Here is a 19,756-nt window from a genome sequence, read left to right as displayed (position 1 = left end):
GATGCTCAAGTATCTTCTGCTCTGCTTATAACTTTGCTATATGGCTTAGGCCGGTTGGTATCGCTAGAAGCCGGTTCCCGGTGAGCGAAAGCCGTTCTAAATGCTTCAAGCGTCCAATCTCGGCTGGTATCGATAGCAGCTGGTTTTTGTCCAGAGCGAGTTCTCGGAGATTTAAGCAATCTCCAATCTCTATTGGTATTGATGTTAACTTATTTCCGTAGAGCGAAAGCTCTTGCAAGTTGCTCAGGAGCCCGATTTCAGTTGGTACTGCTAGCAGCTGGTTCCCTGTGAGGGTGAGTTCTTGAAGATTGCTCAGTTGTCCAATCTCGGTGGGGAGTGCTGATAATCGATTACCAATTAATGTGAGCTGACGCAGGTTGCTCAGATGCCCGATTTCAATGGGCAAAGATGAGAGTTGATTCCATGAGAGAGAGAGTTCCTGAAGATTGTTCAGATGCCCGATCTCAATAAGGAGCTCTGTCAGTCGGTTTTTTGCTAAAAAAAGTTTTTGCAAGCTGCCCAGACGTCCGATTTCAACAGGCAAGGAGGAGAGCTGGTTCCATGAGAGAGAGAGTTCCTGAAGATTGCCCAGTTGTCCGATCTCGATAGGGAGCTCCGTCAGTCTATTGGCCTCCAGCGAGATTTTTTGAAGATTGTGCGCCTGCCCTATCGTTGCCGGTATTGATGGTAGGCGATTCCCCGTTAGCAAGAGTTCCTGGAGATTATGCAAGTGTCCAATTTCAGCAGGTATTGATAGCAGTTGATTCCATGAAATTGAGAGTTGCCGTAGATTGCGCAAGCGTCCAATTTCAGCGGGCACTGATAGCAATTGGTTGGCATCGAGCAAGAGTTCCTGGAGATTATGCAAGTGTCCAATTTCAGTTGGGATCAGAGAGATCCGATTCCCTGAGAGCGAGAGTTGTTGTAAATTATGGAATTGTGTTACTTCAAAAGGTATTTCACTCAGAGCTAGGTCAGAGAGATCCAGCGCAATCAGTTCTTCTTTTTCATTGTATTGAATATCTTTCGGTTTTGCCCTTAAAGCGCTCAGGAGTCTCCCAACAAGGAGTTTGTCGCTACCGTGCTCTTGCTTGTTCATCAAATAGTTACCTCAATAGGCGTATACTCAGCACCTGTATTCTTATATATTCCATTATGAAATATATACTAAATGTATTTTAAAGTCAATGAAATTAGACAAGCTTATACACGATCCAGCTATTTAAATTAGAGTCAAGGTCGCCCTTTTTTACATGGAGAATGAGGCTCTGTTTTTCAGCTATGGGTATTGCGTATTTGCTATGCAATACTTGATTAGCATGAAATCTATGTAGCATTATCAAGCGCTTCTAAGTGATTCAGCCTGTTTTTAAGTGTCTAGATCAAGTAAGGAGTTGGTATGTTAGCTACGAAGAATAAGCATGTACGTATCCTGGCTCTGGGAACACGAGGCGATATCCAGCCCTATATTGCTTTGGGACTTGGATTGCAGCAAGCGGGTTTTGATATTTCAGTAGGGACCAATGCCAATTTTAAATCTTTTGTCGAAGAGCAGGGTTTACCATGTCTCACCGTAGAATGGGACTTGGTGACAATCATGGATCGGATGGACCAGGAAATAGCCGAAGGTATGAGCGCTTCCCGCGCGGACCGTAATGCGAGACAGACGTTCCTGCGTTTGTTACGAGAAACGCTTCCCTCTCTGGTGGAAGGTGCGGATGTGCTTATTTATTCATTTATAGGCACTTTTTCAGTTCCCCATATTGCCGAAAAGCTTGGTATCCAGTCCATTCCGGCACATCTTCATTCTTATATTCTTCCCACGCGTGCCTTTCCGTGTATTGGAATGCCTCTTCTCCCCCTGGGCTGCTGGTACAATCAGCTCACTTATACACTGTTTGAGCGCTTGAGCAGTCTGGCAATGCGCCCAGCTTTAAACAAATGGAGGCAGCAGACGCTGCACCTGGATTTGTATACGAAAAGCATGTTCGCTCCTATCCTTGCTACTGATAGACCACTTCTCTATGCATTCAGTCCTATAGCTTTTCCCAAACCAGCAGATTGGGGTGAGCATGTCCATCTGACCGGTTTCTGGTTTCTGCCTGCGCCAAAGACGTGGCAACCTACAGCCGAACTGCTTGCCTTTTTAAAAGGAGGGCCACCTCCTGTCTATATTGGTTTTGGCAGCATGAGAAGTCAGGATACAGAGCGTGTAAGCCAGTGCGTTTTGGATGCGGTCAAACAAACTGGCGTGCGTGCAATACTGGCTACTGGTTGGGGAGGACTTATGGTTTCAGAGGCCCCTGAAAATGTATTACTGCTTGAAAGCGTTCCTCATGACTGGTTACTTCCTCGTGTGGCAGCAGCGATTCATCATGGTGGCCCGGGTACGACTGGAGCCAGTTTACGCGCTGGTATTCCAACTCTTGTCGTGCCATTTGCTCCTGTCTATTCAGAACAATTGTTTTGGGGAAAGCGTGTAGCTGCATTGGGAGTTGGTCCAGATCCTATCCCTGTCAAAAAGCTCAGCGTGAATGCGCTTTCCAGTGCTATTCATAGGATGCTTGAAGATCAGATGATGCGGAAGAAAGCTGCCATTTTGGGACAGCAAATCAGGGCTGAAGATGGTGTTGGTAATGCAGTCTCTGTTCTTCGATCGATACTATAGGCATTTCTGGAAGTGTCTCTGTGAAGAGATATCATATTATCTTATAGTAAAGCGGGAAAGCAGTTTAAAAGAGCACCATGGGAAGAGCATAAAGTTTTTCCCATGGTGCTCTTTTAAACTGCCAGAGTCAAGAAGGCTTACCATAGAGATGACCACCCTGGAAGTCCAACCCAACGTAGGGTTCATCCCCGACAACCCAGGCATCGTGCCCTGGTGGGAGCAACTGGACGTCGCCTGGACCTATTTCACTCTCCGTGCCATCATCCATGCGCACGTGTAAGCGTCCAGAAAGACCGTAGTTAAAATGAGGTACCTCACAACTTTGTGTACCAGCGGTGGGTTTTACGTGCTCCGACCATCGCCAGCCCGGTTGGAAGGTTAATTTCATGAGCGATAACTCACCAAAGGTGATTACTTCGACCATGGTCTTGGGCAGGGTTCTAATTTCCTCTGGTGTGTTCAAACTCTTGATCTGCATCGTTGACATACCCATCCTTCTTTCTTTAGTCGTGAATTGAAGTAAGTCGAAAGCTACGGTTGGTTCTCGATTGACGCTTTCATTATAGCCGAAATGGATCGCGTTTTGGATCATGAGAGATGTGCTGGACTGAATCCATTGTTGGCGGACCACGTGTCATCAGAGTGAAAAAAGAAGCACTCTCTTTTTCGGACACAAATCCAGTCAGTGCGCTTATCGTGCTCTTTATCTGGGGAGCCTTAGGATCGCTCGCTTTTATTACGCAGCAGCGCCGTCTCCGTGGCCTGGCTCCTGAGCACGCCAATGTGATCCTGGCCCCAATAACTCAACACTCTATCTGGGTATTGCCGGAGGGGCAGCTCTCGGTGGCTTTGCGCTGCAATTTGCTCCAATCAATGCGCTCGGGTGGATCAGCGCAGCATTTGTGGCGTTGGCATTGCTGACGTTCTTGCTGAGCATTCGTATGAGTGTGCAACGCTAAGCTCTAAGGGCGGCTTCTTCGATCATCTTATGCTTTTTTACAAATGAAAATGGCACAAAAATGAAAAAGGGAAATCATGGTGCGGGTGGATGGGGAGAACTAACGTAGCCGCCACCATTCTACGGTGGAGTCGTACGCAAAACATCCCCCGAAGGCGCTCCAAGCGAGGCAGGAACAGGGGTTAGAGGGTGACGCTCACCATGGGGGAAGAGGTGCGTTTCACTCCCCCGTAGAACGAGGGCGGCTACGGCTTTTTTACACAGTGACAGGGTCCCAACTCGTTGTGTCTAGCAGAAGAAAAAGGCAAATATCATGAGATGACCACGATTGCCTTACCATCTGGCGTATCATCGTGGTCATCCCTTACAATGGCTGCTTAGCAGAGGCGAGCTCCACCATCACAGTCGATGATGCTGCCAGTCACGAAGGTGTTTTGGATGAGGAAAATGATGGTCTGCGCGACATCTTCCGGCTGACCGACGCGCCCAACTGGTGTGCCAGCCGCTGATTGCGCGAAGAAGTCATTGCGGAAGTCTTCCGATACGCGGTCCCACCACGGCGTGACGATAATACCGGGCGAAACGGCGTTGACGCGCAGGGGACGCAGTTCTACGGCGAGCGTTGGAATCATGGCATCCAGCGCACCGTTAATCGCCGCCAGGCCAACTGTCCCAGGAAGAGCCTGACGCGATGAACCAGCAGTGATGAATGTAATCGATCCATCACGTTGTAATATTTGCAGGCTGGTCTGAGCAACGGCGATCTGTGGCCAGAACTTCGCCTCGAAACCGTGACGCAAATCCTGCAAATCAAGGGAATGAAATGCTCCACCGCCTGCAGCGCCACTCACAGCAATGACCAGATGTTCAAAGGCCCCGTGTTCGCGAAAAAAGGTTTGTAGTTGCGGAATAGATGCAGCATCTACGACTGAGCCGTGAGCGCGCTCTCCCAGTAGCGCGACCGCAGTATTGATTTTCTCCGGGTTTCGTCCTGTAATAGTGACTTCCGCCCCGGCCTCTACAAGCATCTGTGCAGTAGCGAGACCGATTCCTGAGCTTCCCCCATGATGACGATGCGTTGACCTGTAAGGTCCATGTATGTTGCTCCTCTCAATCGCATTGGTATGCGCGAGCCTGTAAATATGAAAATTATTTGAGGTAATTTTTTGACAATTATCTGAGGGAGTGGGTATACTTGAGAGGTACGGTGCAGTTGGTTCTTTTTCTGCGAAACGTGACGCTCAATGACAACAAAAGCATCACCATCACTGACGAGCCTCTCAGAGGCACAGCGCACGCAGGCTCTCGAACGCTTTGCGCTCTTACGTCCTGCCTTAGAAGGCCAGATCTCCCAGACGCAGCTTGCACGCGATCAACAGATTCCTCTCTCGACGATCCAACGCTGGATCAAACAGTATCGAGAAAAAGGACTCGCAGGGCTGGCAAATGCCAGACGTTCTGACAGAGACACATCTCGTCGCTTATCCGCAGAGGCCATTACCCTTCGAAGATGATTACAGTCGGATGATTGTTGGCTATCGCTTCAGCTTTCAAGCATCGACTGCGCTGACCACCGCGCTCGCACTTCGTCACGCGATCTGTTCCAAAGAAGATCCTCGCTGGCATGCGTACGGGATTCCGAGCGTCTTCTACACTGATCACGGCTCCGATTTCACCAGCAAACACATGGAACAGGTCGCCGCTGACCTCCCAATGGAGTTGATCTTCTCGCAAGTGAGTATTCCTCGCGGTCGTGGCAAGGTAGAACGCTTTTTCCGTAGCGTCGAGCAGTTACTGCTGCAAGATTTGCCAGGATATGCCCCAAAGGGATCGACCGGAGCAAAGGCAACGCTGACGTTACCAGCCTTTGAGCAACGCTTTCGGACCTGGTTGCTTGAAGACTACCACACCCGTGTCCACATCGAAACCAAATGCAAACCCCAGGAGCGCTGGGAAGCGGGAGGATTTCTCCCACGAACGCCGAAGTCGCTCGAACAATTGGACTTGTTGCTTTTAACCGTGGCGAAAACGCGTCGAGTGCAGCAGGATGGCATCCGCTTTCAAGGGTACCGCTATATAGATCCAACGCTCGCGGGGTATGTCAAAGAAGAGGTCGTGATTCGATACGATCCTGCCGATCTGGCCATCATCCGGGTCTTTCACCAGGAGCGCTTTGTCTGCCGTGCCATTTGTCAGGAACTCTCTGGGCAGATGGTGAGCTTGAAAGAGATTGAGAAGGCGAGGTCTCTTCGCCGCAAACAGGTCCGAGCGGAACTCTCGACGCGAGCAGCAATGGTTGATCGCTTTCTTGAAATCCATCACGAACCAACCCCGGAACTCATGATGCCTGTCGCTCCACCAGCGCCCAGCACTTCACGACCATCGCTCAAGAGGTATATCAATGACTAACCACGACAAGAAACCGTCACAGGGGTTTGTAGTGACCAAAGGATATCGGCGCTTTGCCGAAATGTGTGATGCCTGTCGGCGTGCCCGTGTGGTCGGTCTGGGATATGGACCTCCTGGCACGGGAAAAACGGAGTCTGCAACCTACTATGCTCAATGGAACCAGATCGAGCCATACTTACCAGAACCCTTGATTACCTTCACGGGACGCAGCGCAGTGGATGGCCTCTATCCCTACCGACCTCTGGCCTTCACTTCTGCCCCATTGGACGCTTCCATTCAGCACTGCCGAACGGTCTTCTATACTCCTCCAGTGACGGGGGCTCCTGGGCGCATCGAAAAAGAGGTGCTGACGTTGTTTGCAGCATTTTCGTATCTGGTGGAAGCCGCCAATCGGCGTCACGAGGACAAAGAAGAGTTTTTGGTAACACGCCGCTTTTCACGGCTGATTGAGCTGTTGGTGGTTGATGAGGCCAACCGGCTCAAGGACATGGGGCTGGAGCAGGTTCGCGATATCGCCGATCGTGGGAAGATTGGCTTGGTGTTGTTGGGCATGCCCGGCTTGGAGAAGCGTGTCGCACGTGCTCCGCAGTTGTACTCACGTATTGGATTTAATCATGAGATGGAGCTGTTATCTGAGGAGGAGACACGCTTTTTCCTCGATCAGCGCTGGAGTCATCGGGTATCGGCACATTCCGACGATTTTACCGATCAGGAGGCCGTCGCGACCATTCTTCGCATCACCAGGGGCAATATTCGCGTCATTGAGCGCCTGATGATGCAAGTCGAACATGTTCTGGTCGCCAACCAACTCACCGTCGTCACGAAAGAAGTGGTGGAGACGGCCCGCAAGAATCTCATCATTGGGCCAGATTGATTGATGATCGTCTCTCCATTGAGAAAGCAAGAAGGGATCATCTCAAAACCGTTGGTTTTTTGCGACAAAGAGATGTATGAAAAAGCAAGTCGTCTCCCTCTGCTGCGAGAGGGGGACGACTTGTATGACTGTGCACGGTAGATCAGCATCGGTCAGGCGTTGTCAGCTCGGCGGTACAGCTTGAGGGTGTGGAACCCAATGGTCAAGAGCCAGCCGAGATAGGACACCAGCAGGAAGCGTCCGAACAGGCCGGCAAGCACGCCAGGACCGAATTTACCGTCATGTGGCAGCATGAGCATAAATGCTACCATGGCGAGTAGCATTACTCCGGCGGTGAGAAACAGCCATCGACGAATAGGCCGCCAGGCTGGCTGACGCGCCAGAACGAAACTCAGCACAAGAGCAGCCACCGGCGTATAATCCAGTGAAGCGCCAAAGACATGCATATTCCCGCTCAAGGTCATCGCCGCTGGAGGAGTGGTCATGGGGTCGGTGGTAAAGATGGCCGCGATGAGTATGCCGATAGCAGCCAGGCCCAGGATGGCGAGACCGATGTAGCCCACCAGGCGACTGATTTTGCTCACCATGCTGCGGACGGAGGAAAAGAGGACGACCCCTGCACTTGCCAGGCTGGTTGCAAGCAGGAAGAATGCCAGGTGCATCAGCCAGCCAAAGGGGCCAAGAGCATACTCGCTGACGAAGCGCCAGGTCGGGTCAAACTCTGGCTCAAGCACGTGGAGACTCAAGAGCAGGAGCACGAAGAGCACTCCTGTGGCGATGGAAATCCGCGCTGCCAGGGTTTGTCCAGTGAATACTGATTTCGTGATGGGAAGTGGTTGAGCCATTTCTCGATCCTCCTATAGTACCACTCTGGTCATAGTGGTACTATACCCACCGCCGCCCGGAAAGACCCAGGCACCGGTGCAGGCGTTGCCATCTTCGCTGAATCTTCCCTTGAAGTAGGCAGGAGAACCTTTCTCCCCACCCCAGATCATGAGCGTATTGTTAACCAGTTCGTAGACATAGTCGAGGGTGTCGCCGGTTGAGCTATAGAAACGTGATTTGATATCTGGGCCTGGCTCTTCCCCAAAGGGCCGCAGATGCCCAATGACCTCCAGGCCCTTGATATGGTTACCGGCGTGTTCCATATCCACGTGTTGCAGAAGGAAAAAGCTCCCTTCTAGCCACTCGTAGGTGATCCGCCCCGAAGTCTCGCCGGAGAGTTCCCATGTCCCGACTAACTTCTCCAACTGTTTCAAATCAGAGCGAGGTGAAACTGCCTGGGAGGGAGATCCTGTGCTTATCTTCTCTGTCATGCTTCTTTCTCCTTCACGAGTGTTGCCTGCCATAAGGTGTTTCCTTTCTCTCGTATGCAAGATCGTGCTTGCTCTTCCTTTGCTGTGCAGAGCTGAGTGGATTCAGCCCACTGTTGCTCTGAGGGCATGATGTGCTTTCTTGCAGTCACTTCTCCATCGTTTTTAAAAGCTCTGCAAGGCGCTCAAAGGAATCACTGGTTCCTTCTTCCATCCCACTTTGCAGCATGCTATCGCGGTCAGCGACGGACTGGAAAATGGAGTGAGCGGTGAGCTTGGTTCTTTCTCCAGGGAATTCCTCAAAACGTACCGTTTCCAGACACACATGTCCTTTTTCTGGTATCCCTTCAAACTCAAAGGTATTAATGATGAGCTCAGAAGTGAGCACTTCGTGATAGACTCCATGAAATGCAGACACTCCACCATTTGGATCGGTGTACAGATACCGCCACTTCCCATTGGTCTTTGGTTCAAAGACATCGAGCGTCATGGTGCCCCTTCGTGGTCCCAGCCACTGGACGTACAGCGTTGGGTCGGTGAAGGCTCGAAACACAAGTTCGCGCGGCGCATCGAATTCGCGTATGATGAGCATCTCTTGTTTTCCCGGCTCCGCGACAATGATCGTTTCATTCGCTGTCATAGCAGTTCTTCTCCATCCTTTTTTCTCTTAGTCGCTTGTTTCTTCTTTTCAGTTTCGAGTGTGCTATCTAACACCTCAAAACGCTCACTCCACCTTTGTCGTGTGTGTTGAAGCCATGTTTCAAATTGAGAGAGCGTCTGTGGATTGAGGCGGTACATATGCTTTTGGGCGCGTTTTTCCATCTCCACTAAGTGAGCCTCACGCAAGACTTTGAGATGCTGTGAGATCGCTTGCGGGCTGACAGGAAAATGCTCGTAGATAGCAGTGGCAGATAACTCACCACTACTCGCAAGGAGTTCTAGAATAGCCCTTCGTGTCGGATCGGCCAGCGCAACAAACATATCCATACCCTGATTATAAAACAATTACTTAATTAAGTCAATGCTTAATAAAGGGAACATGGAAATAACGAGAGAGCTCAATTGCCTCAAGGGCCAACGCACAGAAACACGCCTGTGCGTTGGCCTATCGCCAGATTATTTCAAAACCGACCGTTTCATGAGGTCCAGAACCGGCCGTTTCATACGTCTCGAAATCGTCCGTTTTCTGGCACAAATTGATCAGCTTTTCCACAGTTGCAGATCACGACATCCGCAAGCATGATGCAGAGAATTGACCTGTCTCAAAAAATGTGTCAAAATCAAAGTCTCAAATTTTTGTAGGCGAGATGAGTACCTGACACAAATTGCAGAGGTTCTATAAAGATTGGCTATACACGTGTTTCCAAACAGGAGCAAAACGAGGCTTTACAAAGAGATGCGTTAAAAGAAGTAGGCTGTGAGAAGTATTTCGGCGATAAGATCACCGGCTCGAAATTTGAGCGGAAAGGGTTAGAGGAGCTACTGGCATTTGTGCGGTCAGGGGATACCGTCGTCGTGTGGAAACTTGATCGCTTGGGACGCTCGCTCAAAGATCTTATCGAAACCCTTAACGTCCTCAAAGATCGTGGTGTTGACTTTATCAGCGTCACCGAGAACATCGATACGACAACGCCAGGTGGGAAACTGATTTTCCATCTCATGGGAGCACTGGCTGAGTTTGAGCGAGATCTCATTCGTGAACGTACTAATGCTGGGCTCGCTGCTGCTCGTGCAAGGGGACGTATTGGAGGGAGGCCAAAGAGACTGGCGACCAATGGAAAAGTGGTTCTTGCCCGGCGGTTGTTTGCTGATCCAAACCAGTCTCTCCCAGAGATTTGCTCGACACTTGAGATCTCTCGCTCGATCTTGTATCGCTACGTCAAAGAGGCTACTCCACCGGCCTCGGACTCGTGAATTCAAAGAGGAGATCATCCTCAACCAAGCAAGCTACCAATTTCAGGTATTACCTCAGATAATTACCCAAAAATTACCTCAAATAATTTTCATATTTACATCATAGGAAGCACCAGCGATGATCGGAGGTGCCGTTGTCGGTAAACTGGACGACCTGAGCGCTATCAGCAATCGACATGTTAGAGACGCCAAGGACTTTGCCACTATTTTGATTCTGGATGCGGAAGAAGTGGCTGCTATCATAGCGTAAGCGCCAGAGATGATCGGAGCTTCCATTGTCGGTAAACTGAACCACCTGAGCGTTATCAGCTGTGGACATAGTGGAAACACTGAGTACCTTATTGCTATTCTGATTCTGAATACGGAAGTAGCCATTTGCATCGGGAATGAACTCCCAGAGATGATCGGGAGTCCCATTGTCCGTGAATTGAACGACCTGGGCGCTATCAGCAGTCGACATATTAGAGACGCCAAGGACTTTGCCACTGTTCTGATTCTGGATACGAAAATAGCCATTACCATTGTCGATCAAGAGCCAGAGATGATCGGAGGTGCCATTGTCGGTAAACTGGACAACCTGGGCGCTATCAGCGGTTGACATATTGGAGACGCCAAGGACTTTGCCACTGTTCTGGTTCTGGATACGGAAGTATGATCCCGTTCCTGGAGCCAGCCAGGTATGCGCTCCCGATCCGGTGCCGATCGTTGGAATAGCAGAAATGCGGAGCCGCGCAGCCCCCATAGGAATGAGAGTAATGGTCTGGGTTGGGGCGTTGGAGAGTACCGGGCTATCCTGCAAGGGAGTGACGACGTTCTGATTATCCGCTTGCCAGTTGACAATCTGTTGAGCCTGTACCTGCATGGTGATCGGGACCGTCTGCTGGGTAAATGGGTTTGCTGCCAGTGCTCCAGAGCTTTTATTCACAGTGAATGATTGTGTCGGATTGCTGGTGTTGAGTACAAGTCCATAGTTCCAGGGGGTGGTGGGATAGACCTGATACTCAGGCCATTGATCTGTACTGTTGTTAAAGCGGCTGAAGTTCGCGCCGATTTGTAGTGAGAATGTCAGGGGTCCATAATTCACTGAAACTGCATGATGATTGTTTGCCCAGGTTTGTATTCCTGTCTGCATCGGCAATTGGAGCGTGACGGTATCGCCATTGGCCCAGGTACGATTGATCGTGACATAGCTTGGCCCGGCTTTGCCTGCGGTATTTTGTCCATTGATCTTTAAGACGGGGTTTTGACACCAGCCTGGGATACGTAGATACAGCGGGAAGGTTTGTGAGGTAGGCGTGGAGAGCGTGAGGATAATCGTATCTGAGAAAGGATAATCTGTTTGCTCGACAAATGTCACGCCGGTGCCATCGCCGACTCTGGCTGTAACAGTACTGGGTGCATAAAGAGAGGCGCAGATGCCCTTGTCCGGCGTTGCCAGCCAGAGTTCTTCAGTAAAGAAGGGCCAGCCCTGACCATAGTTATGGGGGCAGCAGCGATATTGAACAATGCCTTTGATATACGCCTGCATCGCAAAAGTATTGTCGAACTGGCCCTCGTTTTTTTGCACATTATCCAGTTGGATGCTGTTTGCACTGGTTATGTAGTGTGTCGTTTTCTGCTGAGGATCAAATGCGGCAGGTAATGAGTTAAATGCCAGATTTTCGGTGCGGTCTGCCCAGATAGGATCACCTGTGATACGAGTAAGCAGTTCGTGACTCTGCATGAACTCGACAATCCCACAGGTCTCAAATCCCTGACGGGGATCACTGTAGCCAGGTCGAGCATGCTCATCGCCAGCGAAGCCGCCGCCAGGAAACTGTCCATACGTACCCATGATCGTATTGTAGTTTTGATAGGTTGCAGAAGTATACTGAGAGCCACCAATCAGTACCCCATACTGTGCTGGCTCGCGGAACCCCTGGGCCAGGTTGACATTATGCAGCGTGGGTAGGTTATTCATATAGTTGGCGGAGTTTTGATGGATTTTCTTTACCAGATCAAGCAACCATGAGGCACCTGTCCTGTTATAAAGCCAGTAAATGCTATCAATGTTGTCAGCCCAGCGATAGTAGCCCCAGCCTTGAGAAAAAACCGAGCTTGATTGCGCATTCTGAAGCTGGAAGTATTTTGTCAGGAAGGGAATAATGCGCGTATCGTTCGTATATTCCTGGAAGGAGCGCAAGGCCTGGAGCATAGGCATATGGGGCCAGAAATCTGGCCCCCCATTGAGGGAGGTACGGAGTGATGAAGGGCCGAAGAAGCCGTCTGATTGCTGAGTGGCTAAGATGCCATTGATCCACTGTTTTGTAGTGGCAAGTGCGGTAGTGTCACCCGTAACATAAGCCAGATCGCCATAGCCACGGAGCCAGTAAGGTACCTCCTCCCACCCAATCTGATCAGGATTGATCCAGCCGGTCGAGCTGTATTGCAGGAAGCTAGAAACCTGTGTCATCTGCCCGTTCAGACCATTGAGTTGCAGATGCAGCTGATTTGCCAGCCATCCCTGTGCTTTGATGCTGCCCGGTGGCAGACGATAAAAGGAAGCAGGTTGTAGAGGGGATAGATTGGGTGTGTAAAAGCCTCCCGTGGCTGCATGCGCAACACGGCTGAATGTAATCTCATGACCAATGAGTGCTAATCCTCCTGCAGTGAGGAGTCCGCGCTTTAGAAATTCACGACGTTCCATCGTCATGTTCGGTGTACCTCCATGGTCACTATTTGTAGTGACAGAGAGGCACCCAGATGTTGAGCATGTGGCATCGTCAGGAACCTCCCTGTCCTACAACATGTTCCTCATGAACATTGTTTTCACGATTTGCTATTGCTGACAATGTATGGTGCTGTTGCTTCTTGCTTGCCTTTGCTCCCTTGAATTGTTCTGCTTCAATGCAAATAAAGGCACGTTAGAGCACTACAAAGGCATCTAAAAAAAGGAGCCTTGTGGTATTGGAACGTATTATGACTAATCAATTAGCAATAGCATAATGTAATTGACCGGGATTGTCAATAGATGAAAGTAGGCTTTAAAAATGTGTATTTACTCAAAAAGCACTTGACTTTTTTCTTGGAGCCCATTTATACTGTTCTTAATTGATTAGGGATTATCTGATCCAAAAGTAATGACGAGCCTTAATCGGTATTTCTTAACCTGCTTTTAGCGTGTTGCGCTTCACGCATGGGTATCCAGGCAGGCTGAAGAAGATAATTCAGGTCGTTTGATTCGTATTTACGCGAAGAAAAAGAATTGGAAAATGAGCATTTCACAGCAAGGTTGAATGGAGCATTCTGGCGTCTTTCAACCAGGGGCAGCAGAGTAGATCTTAGCGAGAGAAAAGTGCAGAGGGAGGTGTCTATCAAGGATTGAGTTGTACACTGTTTTTTTAACTTGATACGAACTTTTATTTTACCCAGAAACAAGCAGTTTGTTTTCTAATAAGAGTACTGATGCAATGATGCAAAGGAGTATCTTATCATGGATGAGCAGCAACGATTATTTCATTTCCCGTTGATGGGGAATGTGAGCCGCCGTAATTTTCTGAAAATGGGGGCCGCCCTTGGCATCTCAGCTGCTGCCTTAGACAGCATGTTTTTCTCCTCTCAGGCTGCCCATGCAGCAACTCCTGGTCTTGCTGGTTACTGGCCCTTAGACAATGGGAGCGGTACAAGCGCAACTGATACATCCGGTGGCAATCATAACGGCGTATTAAATGGCAATCCTACCTGGACAACGGGTAAGAATGGTACTGCGCTCAGTTTCAACGGAAGCAATACCACTGTTGATATCAACCACAATGTGGTCGACACAAGTAGCAGTTTTTCAGTTGCCGCATGGGTCCAATTAGCCTCGTTAAACAACTGGGCTACCGCTGTGAGTCAGGATGGCTCGAACGTGAGTGGTTTCTTTCTTCAATATACCAGTCCAGCGGCTGGTTCAGAGGGAGGAAAATTCGCGTTTAGTTTGGTCAATGCGGATGCGACAACAGGAACCTCTGTACGGGCTACCTCACCATTCTCACCCATTGTCAACACCTGGTACCACCTTGTAGGTGTCTATGATGCAGCAAATCATCAGAGCCGTCTCTATGTCAACGGAGCGCTGGTGGGTACACAGACGGTAAGCTCGGCCTGGAATGCGACTGGTGAGACAGTGATTGGGCGCGCAAAATTTGGTGGTTCGGTGGATTACTGGTCTGGCTTAATTGATGATGTGCAGATCTCTCGTCAGGCGCTCAGTGATGCAGATGTCCGCACTCTGTATCAGACGGTACCTGCATTGACGCCTCTTCGTCCGCCATCCGTCCCCCTGATTGTACGTAATCCTTATGTCAGCACCTGGCAAAATTCTGATGTCGCTCCAGGGAGCTGGTCGACCTTTTGGAATGGGAACGTGAAAGCGATTACTGGTATTGTGCGCGTGGATGGCACCTCTTACGTCTTCTTTGGTGCGCCTGGCAGTATTGGCACCGTCCAGACCGCAACACAAATTCAGCTAGAGATTACCGCAACGCAGTCGCGCTACGTCTTTCAAGCCGGCGCGGTAAATCTGTATGTCAACTTCCTTTCGCCTATTGAAGCAACAAACGTTCAACTGCTCTCCATCCCCTTTGGATATATTTACGTTCAGGCGCATAGTAATGATGGGAAAACACATACTGTTAGCGTTTATATGGATATCTCAGGTGAGTGGGCACATGGAACCAATACCACGCCGATCAACTGGGCGTATCAGACCATCAACACTGGAACGCAGAATGTCAACGCCTTCTCGGTAACACCCAATGTGCCCCAGATACTCGCTGAGACCAATGATTATCCATCGTGGGGATCAGCCATCTGGGCGACCAACGGACCCGGTTTTACCTATCAGAGTGGTCAGGATAGCGTAGTGCGTTCTCAGGCCGTGTCGCAAGGTAACCTTAGCAATACTATGGACACGGGTATGCCGCGTGCTATCAATGATCGCTGGCCTGTCTTCGGCTTCAATTTTAATCTGGGCACCCTGAGTGGGACACCCAATGCACCAATTGTCTTCGTTCTTGGTCATGTCCGCCAGCCAGCTGTAAGTTATCAGGGCGGACAAATATCCCCGTTGTGGCAATCCTACTGGTCCAACTGGTCTCAGATGTTGGGGGCAGCCTACAATGATGCGACCGCATTGGCAGTACTCGCACGGGCAAATACGCTGGACGCCTCGATTGCGCGCGCCGCTGTCGCAGCGGGTGGCGCACATTATGCGGCTCTTTGTGCACTGGCAGCTCGTCAGGCCTTCGGAGGGATCGAACTAGTGAACACATCGAGTGCTCCCTGGTTATTCCTCAAAGAGATCAGTAGTGATGGGAATGTCTCAACGATAGATGTCATCTATCCTATGTTCCCTATCCTTTACTACCTGAGCCCGAACCTGTTAAGCCTGATCCTGGCACCGATCCTCCATTATGTCGAAAGTGGACTCTGGCCGCGGCCTTATTGTGTGCATGACCTGGGATCATCCTATCCCAATGCCAGTGGACACAACGATGGCGGTGGAGAAAACATGCAAGTTGAAGAGACTGCAAATATGTTAATCATGGCAGCTGCTTATATCCTTCAGGCAAGTGCCAGTGATGCTTCCACCTACAGTAATGCCCATTACACCATTTTTAAGCAGTGGGCTGACTATCTCAACGCCCCCAATGGAGGGAATCCCAGCCGACCCAATGCCCTTGATCCGTTGTTACAAAACCAGACCGATGATTTCACTGGCCTGATTGCCCACAGTACTAATCTCGCGCTCAAAGGCATCCTTGGAATTGGTGCTATGGGTATTATTGCTCATGCAGCCGGAAAGTCCTCTGATCAGCAATTCTACTCCAATACCGCTGCCACTTTGATCACACAATGGGCACAACTTGGTCAGGATTCCTCACAGGCGCACCTTGACATTGCCTATACGGAGGCAGATACTGATCAGGGCACTGGTGCAGGCACCTACAGTCTGAAGTACAATGCATTTCCCGATCGTACGCTAGGACTGAACTTGATTCCTACCTCTGTCCTGCAGGAGGAGGCTAACTGGTATCTCCAGAAGAAGAATCAGTATGGCATTCCACTTGACACACGTCATACCTATACAAAGTCTGACTGGGAACTCTGGACCGCCGCGTCTACCGACAATATTCAGCTCCGTCAATTTTTAATTGATGCCCTGTATTCCTTTGCAAACACATCCCCATCGCGGGTTCCTTTTACCGACTGGTATGATACCATCTCAAACACACAAAATGGTTTTCAGGCTCGTCCAGTGGTTGGAGGTCTCTTCTCACTTCTCGCGCGTATTAAGAGTGGTCATTAGCCTGCTTGCAATTGAGCTTGCCGCTGAAGAGTGATTGACTTGCGTAGCAGAGAGTGGAAGCGACCTCTGGATGGAATTCTTCCACTCTCTGCTACGCCTGTAAAGGACTGTCGCGGAGATAGCATGCTTACATCTATGCTAATCCTCTTTGATTTGCAATCTCGTTACAGAAATTTCAGCCATCCGAGTTGGATAAACAGAAGCATACCGCATAATTTAGATAGTGTTTGATTCCCATGCACTCCATGATCTCTGTGCATGAGTTTTCGCACCTGCGGTGCTCAAAACTGTTTTTTAGTGTGTAATGCAGGAAAGGTGCATAGCACCTTTCCTGCATTACACACTAAAAAGGCTGGCAGGCGCTTGCGCGCCTGCCAGCCAGTGAGCAGCAAGATCCCGGTGGTACTGGGAGGCTGACACTCTCTTAGAGAACGTTTTCTTTCAGGCCTGTTGTAAGCTCATGCATGTAGAGATATGAGCGTGACGAATGCGGTGAGAAAGCGCTTTCTATAGAGATATGGTTCTTTTTCCTGCTTTACCCTAAAGCACTTTCCTGTTCTACGGTCGTATCACCAGTCCTTACTGCTTGCTGATTCGTCCTGGTATTCCCAGAATTTTTCGAATGGGCATAATTCACATTGAGTACAATTGGCTGAGGATAATTGCCAAATTGTTCGCCAAAGAGATTGAGTCCTCCCACGTTCAATGCGTCGGATTTAATACCCAGACGCACATCGATGAAGGGTTTCTCGCTAATATGGAGATCGTCTACACAGACTGAGCTGATCATTTTTCCATCGATGTAACTGTTCTCCCCTGTTACTGACCAGATTTTGAGCATGCCGTACTGACTATCTTTTGTGCTCCACCATGAAGGTGTTAAAAAACCACGTTTTCCGCCAAAGTCTGCCGGACTGGTCCAGCTCCCAATCTCTACGCCATTGATCCACAAAGTGATATCCGACGGCCAGTTGAGATGATGCAATGGTGCTTCCGAACAGATTTCCGCACTCAGATCGAGTTGGAGTGCTGTGGCCCCGATGGGCAGGTGATTGGGAAAACGGTAGGCAACATAGCCATTGCCAAACCAGAGCAATTGGGCATGCACATGATCAGGTTCGTAGAAGCTGGCTGGATGATCCAGCAATCCGATCAGGCTGGTTGAACTAGCTAAGCCGCAGGTGGGTTGTACCTCAAAATCATAAAATTGCCCGACCGGCATTGTCACACTAAACGATTCATTGGTATTCTTTTCCGTGTGCTCTATATGGATATGTACATCATCATAGGTACGGGCACAGAGCTTCTGTAAGCCATGGGTCGCAGGTATCACTTTTGTGCGTATCAAATCCGCCTTTTCTAGTATTTGTATATGCGTTGTCGCTGAAGAGGGTGCGATTTGCAATGCTTCTGCAATCTCATTTACATTGATGGTGCGATCACCTAAATAAGATAGTATTGCCAGGCGTGTATCAGAACTCAGTGCTTTTAACATTCTGAGTGATACCTCATTATCAGTGGTCAGATCGAGAAATAATACTTTTCCTTGCATCATATCACCGCTATTTGTTCATTGAGAACTTCCACTACGATACATGACATCTTATTCGATATCTCCCTTCAATTCGTTGCATGGCTAATCGTTACCGTCTAATAGAAAGGGTAGCCATTGCGCTGTCAATAGCTGAACACTTATCGCACAGGCTGCAAACAGTATTTCCTTCATTATACACGCTTATTGACTCATCCGTATTCGAAATAGGAGGAAATAGAGACTTTATCTGCTAGATTTTTTCTTTTTAGGTTAAATTTACCGGAAATATTCCTGATTCTATGTTCCAACATAGTATATTGCTGGTAGATCTTGCATAGCATTCAAATAAGGACCGACCTTGACATTCAAGCTTTTTGAGTTTACACTGTAATTATTCAATTCGTATTTTTCCTAATTGAATTTGAATTATATGATGTATTGCTTGCTTCCTAATGATTTTTGTGCTCAATCGAGCAAGCTGCCAGGAGGTACTTTGCTGGCTACGGAGGAAGAGCAAAAAGGGAGGTTGCTAGCCCACATTCAATTCACCTTTTAGCTGTCATGCTCTGGCGCATGAGTTGTATCGAATAATTAGGGAGTGTGAAACTGCTGCATTGGCGCAGCCACGTAAGAATAAGGATTTTGTGGATATATCTATAGATATAGTTGTAAGGATTTATTGTGTTTACGTGCATATTTTCTCGATTGTGTCTGAAGGAGGACATTCTGCTATGAGGCGTATTACATTTTTCTTTGCATTCATACTCAGTATATTGCTGAGCTCCCTTTTCATTTGGTCGCTTACGCGAATATGGGCAGATATATGGAACGTTTGGAGCATTGATTCTGCTGATCCTCTTTAATATGATCGTGACTCCCCACTTTCTCTCGGCGCAAACGCTCAGCACAAACCTGTATCAGGTTGCTGAAACCGTGATTCTGGCAATGGGCATGACGCTGGTAATTGCGACTGGTGGTATTGATCTTTCGGTCGGTTCAGTCATGTCAATTGCCGGCTCCGTAGCCGCGCTTATCTTCGTCGGCAGAATCTTTTCTCTTAGTGGTCCCATCTCCTATATCGTTGCAATTGTCGTGGCCGTGCTCGTAGCCGCGCTGTGTGGCCTTTTCAATGGCTTCCTGGTAACCGTCTTCCGCATCCAGCCCATTGTAGCCACCCTGATCTTATATATTGCTGGACGCGGCATTGCTGAAGTGCTTGTGAATGGGGTCGTCGATTTCTCAAATCCTACCTTTCAGTTCATCGGTAGCGGAACAATCCTGGGTGCTCCTTTCCAGGTTATCGTGATGTTGATCATTGCGCTCTTCTTTATCTGGCTGGTGCGTGGAACAGTGTTTGGGCAGCAGGTGGTGGCAACCGGTGGCAATGAACCTGCTGCTCGTCTGGCTGGTATTCCTGTGGCACGCGTAAAATTGACTGTCTATATCATCATAGGCGTTCTGGCTGGCATCGCCGGGATATTCTATATCTCAAATAACTCTTCGGCTGATCCAGGTGGTATTGGCCTGGGCATGGAGTTGAACGCTATCGTCGCCGTCGGAGGTTCGTCACTGCTGGGTGGGCAGGCCAACATCCCAGGAACCTTCGTGGGAGTGATTTTTATCCAATTGCTGACCTTCTCCTTGACCGCCAATAACATCTCTGCTGATATTTCCAGGGTTGTGGAAGCACTGCTCATCATCCTGGCGGTCTATTTACAGACCCAGCGAAATGCGGCATAAGATCCCTGCAATGAC

Annotated in this window: 17 protein-coding genes; 8 read left to right on the top strand and 9 right to left on the bottom strand. The window is 49.3% G+C overall.

The window, feature by feature from the left end; genetic code table 11:
- Positions 1–25: 25 nt before the first annotated feature.
- Positions 26–1,099 (bottom strand): leucine-rich repeat domain-containing protein, encoded by a 1,074-nt coding sequence (locus F1593_RS03455; protein ID WP_149400169.1) that lies wholly within the window; start codon positions 1,097–1,099, stop codon positions 26–28.
- 300 nt (positions 1,100–1,399) lie between these two features.
- Here F1593_RS03455 and F1593_RS03450 point away from each other — a divergent pair, with 300 nt between their 5' ends.
- Positions 1,400–2,668 (top strand): glycosyltransferase, encoded by a 1,269-nt coding sequence (locus F1593_RS03450; protein ID WP_149400168.1) that lies wholly within the window; start codon positions 1,400–1,402, stop codon positions 2,666–2,668.
- A 127-nt stretch (positions 2,669–2,795) separates the two neighbouring features.
- On the opposite strand, the gene F1593_RS03445 is transcribed toward F1593_RS03450, so the two are convergent.
- Complete coding sequence (locus F1593_RS03445; RefSeq protein WP_172631833.1) at positions 2,796–3,155, bottom strand: cupin domain-containing protein; 360 nt, start codon at positions 3,153–3,155, stop codon at positions 2,796–2,798.
- A 110-nt stretch (positions 3,156–3,265) separates the two neighbouring features.
- On the opposite strand from F1593_RS03445, the gene F1593_RS03440 reads away from it, so the two are divergent.
- The gene (locus F1593_RS03440; RefSeq protein WP_149400167.1) at positions 3,266–3,589 is read left to right on the top strand and encodes a hypothetical protein; all 324 of its coding nucleotides are present in this window, start codon (positions 3,266–3,268) and stop codon (positions 3,587–3,589) included.
- Positions 3,590–4,003: 414 nt separating this feature from the next.
- Here F1593_RS03440 and F1593_RS03435 read toward each other — a convergent pair whose 3' ends face one another.
- Positions 4,004–4,654, bottom strand: coding sequence for an SDR family oxidoreductase (locus F1593_RS03435; RefSeq protein WP_149400166.1), 651 nt, complete (start codon positions 4,652–4,654; stop codon positions 4,004–4,006).
- A 216-nt stretch (positions 4,655–4,870) separates the two neighbouring features.
- Between F1593_RS03435 and F1593_RS03430 the strand changes: the two genes are divergently transcribed.
- Genes F1593_RS03430 through F1593_RS03420 form a run of 3 tightly spaced genes read left to right on the top strand, consistent with a single transcriptional unit; the run spans position 4,871 to position 6,909 of the window.
- A complete protein-coding gene (locus F1593_RS03430; protein ID WP_149400165.1) occupies positions 4,871–5,140 on the top strand; it encodes a helix-turn-helix domain-containing protein in 270 nt (89 codons plus the stop codon).
- Positions 5,073–6,035: a Mu transposase C-terminal domain-containing protein gene (locus tag F1593_RS03425; protein ID WP_149400164.1), complete on the top strand. Its 963-nt coding sequence runs from the start codon at positions 5,073–5,075 to the stop codon at positions 6,033–6,035. Before F1593_RS03430 ends, F1593_RS03425 begins: the two co-directional genes overlap by 68 nt.
- Complete coding sequence (locus tag F1593_RS03420; RefSeq protein WP_149400163.1) at positions 6,028–6,909, top strand: AAA family ATPase; 882 nt, start codon at positions 6,028–6,030, stop codon at positions 6,907–6,909. The genes F1593_RS03425 and F1593_RS03420 overlap by 8 nt, the downstream gene beginning before the upstream one ends.
- Before the next feature lie 152 nt (positions 6,910–7,061).
- Here the strand turns inward: F1593_RS03420 and F1593_RS03415 are convergent, their stop codons facing one another.
- The 4 genes from F1593_RS03415 to F1593_RS03400 form a co-directional block, all read right to left on the bottom strand.
- Complete coding sequence (locus tag F1593_RS03415; protein ID WP_149400162.1) at positions 7,062–7,754, bottom strand: DUF998 domain-containing protein; 693 nt, start codon at positions 7,752–7,754, stop codon at positions 7,062–7,064.
- 12 nt (positions 7,755–7,766) lie between these two features.
- Positions 7,767–8,225 (bottom strand): hypothetical protein, encoded by a 459-nt coding sequence (locus F1593_RS03410; protein ID WP_149400161.1) that lies wholly within the window; start codon positions 8,223–8,225, stop codon positions 7,767–7,769.
- Between the two features lie 145 nt (positions 8,226–8,370).
- A complete protein-coding gene (locus F1593_RS03405) occupies positions 8,371–8,862 on the bottom strand; it encodes an SRPBCC family protein (RefSeq protein WP_149400160.1) in 492 nt (163 codons plus the stop codon).
- Positions 8,859–9,209, bottom strand: coding sequence for an ArsR/SmtB family transcription factor (locus F1593_RS03400; protein ID WP_149400159.1), 351 nt, complete (start codon positions 9,207–9,209; stop codon positions 8,859–8,861). The genes F1593_RS03405 and F1593_RS03400 overlap by 4 nt, the downstream gene beginning before the upstream one ends.
- Positions 9,210–9,560: 351 nt before the next feature.
- Here F1593_RS03400 and F1593_RS03395 point away from each other — a divergent pair, with 351 nt between their 5' ends.
- Positions 9,561–10,136 (top strand): recombinase family protein, encoded by a 576-nt coding sequence (locus F1593_RS03395; RefSeq protein WP_149400158.1) that lies wholly within the window; start codon positions 9,561–9,563, stop codon positions 10,134–10,136.
- A gap of 100 nt (positions 10,137–10,236) precedes the next feature.
- Here F1593_RS03395 and F1593_RS03390 read toward each other — a convergent pair whose 3' ends face one another.
- The gene (locus F1593_RS03390; RefSeq protein ID WP_149400157.1) at positions 10,237–12,828 is read right to left on the bottom strand and encodes an RICIN domain-containing protein; all 2,592 of its coding nucleotides are present in this window, start codon (positions 12,826–12,828) and stop codon (positions 10,237–10,239) included.
- A gap of 780 nt (positions 12,829–13,608) precedes the next feature.
- Between F1593_RS03390 and F1593_RS03385 the strand changes: the two genes are divergently transcribed.
- Positions 13,609–16,467, top strand: coding sequence for a glutaminase domain-containing protein (locus F1593_RS03385; protein WP_149400156.1), 2,859 nt, complete (start codon positions 13,609–13,611; stop codon positions 16,465–16,467).
- A gap of 535 nt (positions 16,468–17,002) precedes the next feature.
- Here the strand turns inward: F1593_RS03385 and F1593_RS03380 are convergent.
- On the bottom strand, positions 17,003–17,962 hold the full coding sequence (locus F1593_RS03380; RefSeq protein WP_216368762.1) for an ArsR/SmtB family transcription factor: 960 nt from the start codon (positions 17,960–17,962) through the stop codon (positions 17,003–17,005).
- A gap of 879 nt (positions 17,963–18,841) precedes the next feature.
- Between F1593_RS03380 and F1593_RS03375 the strand changes: the two genes are divergently transcribed.
- The gene (locus F1593_RS03375) at positions 18,842–19,741 is read left to right on the top strand and encodes an ABC transporter permease (RefSeq protein ID WP_216368761.1); all 900 of its coding nucleotides are present in this window, start codon (positions 18,842–18,844) and stop codon (positions 19,739–19,741) included.
- The last annotated feature ends 15 nt before the right edge of the window (positions 19,742–19,756 follow it).

The sequence above is a fragment of the Dictyobacter arantiisoli genome, assembly GCF_008326305.1.
In the GTDB taxonomy this organism is placed as follows: domain Bacteria; phylum Chloroflexota; class Ktedonobacteria; order Ktedonobacterales; family Ktedonobacteraceae; genus Dictyobacter; species Dictyobacter arantiisoli.
Note: the sequence above shows the minus strand (reverse complement) of the source record. Positions and strands in the feature narration are given on the sequence as shown.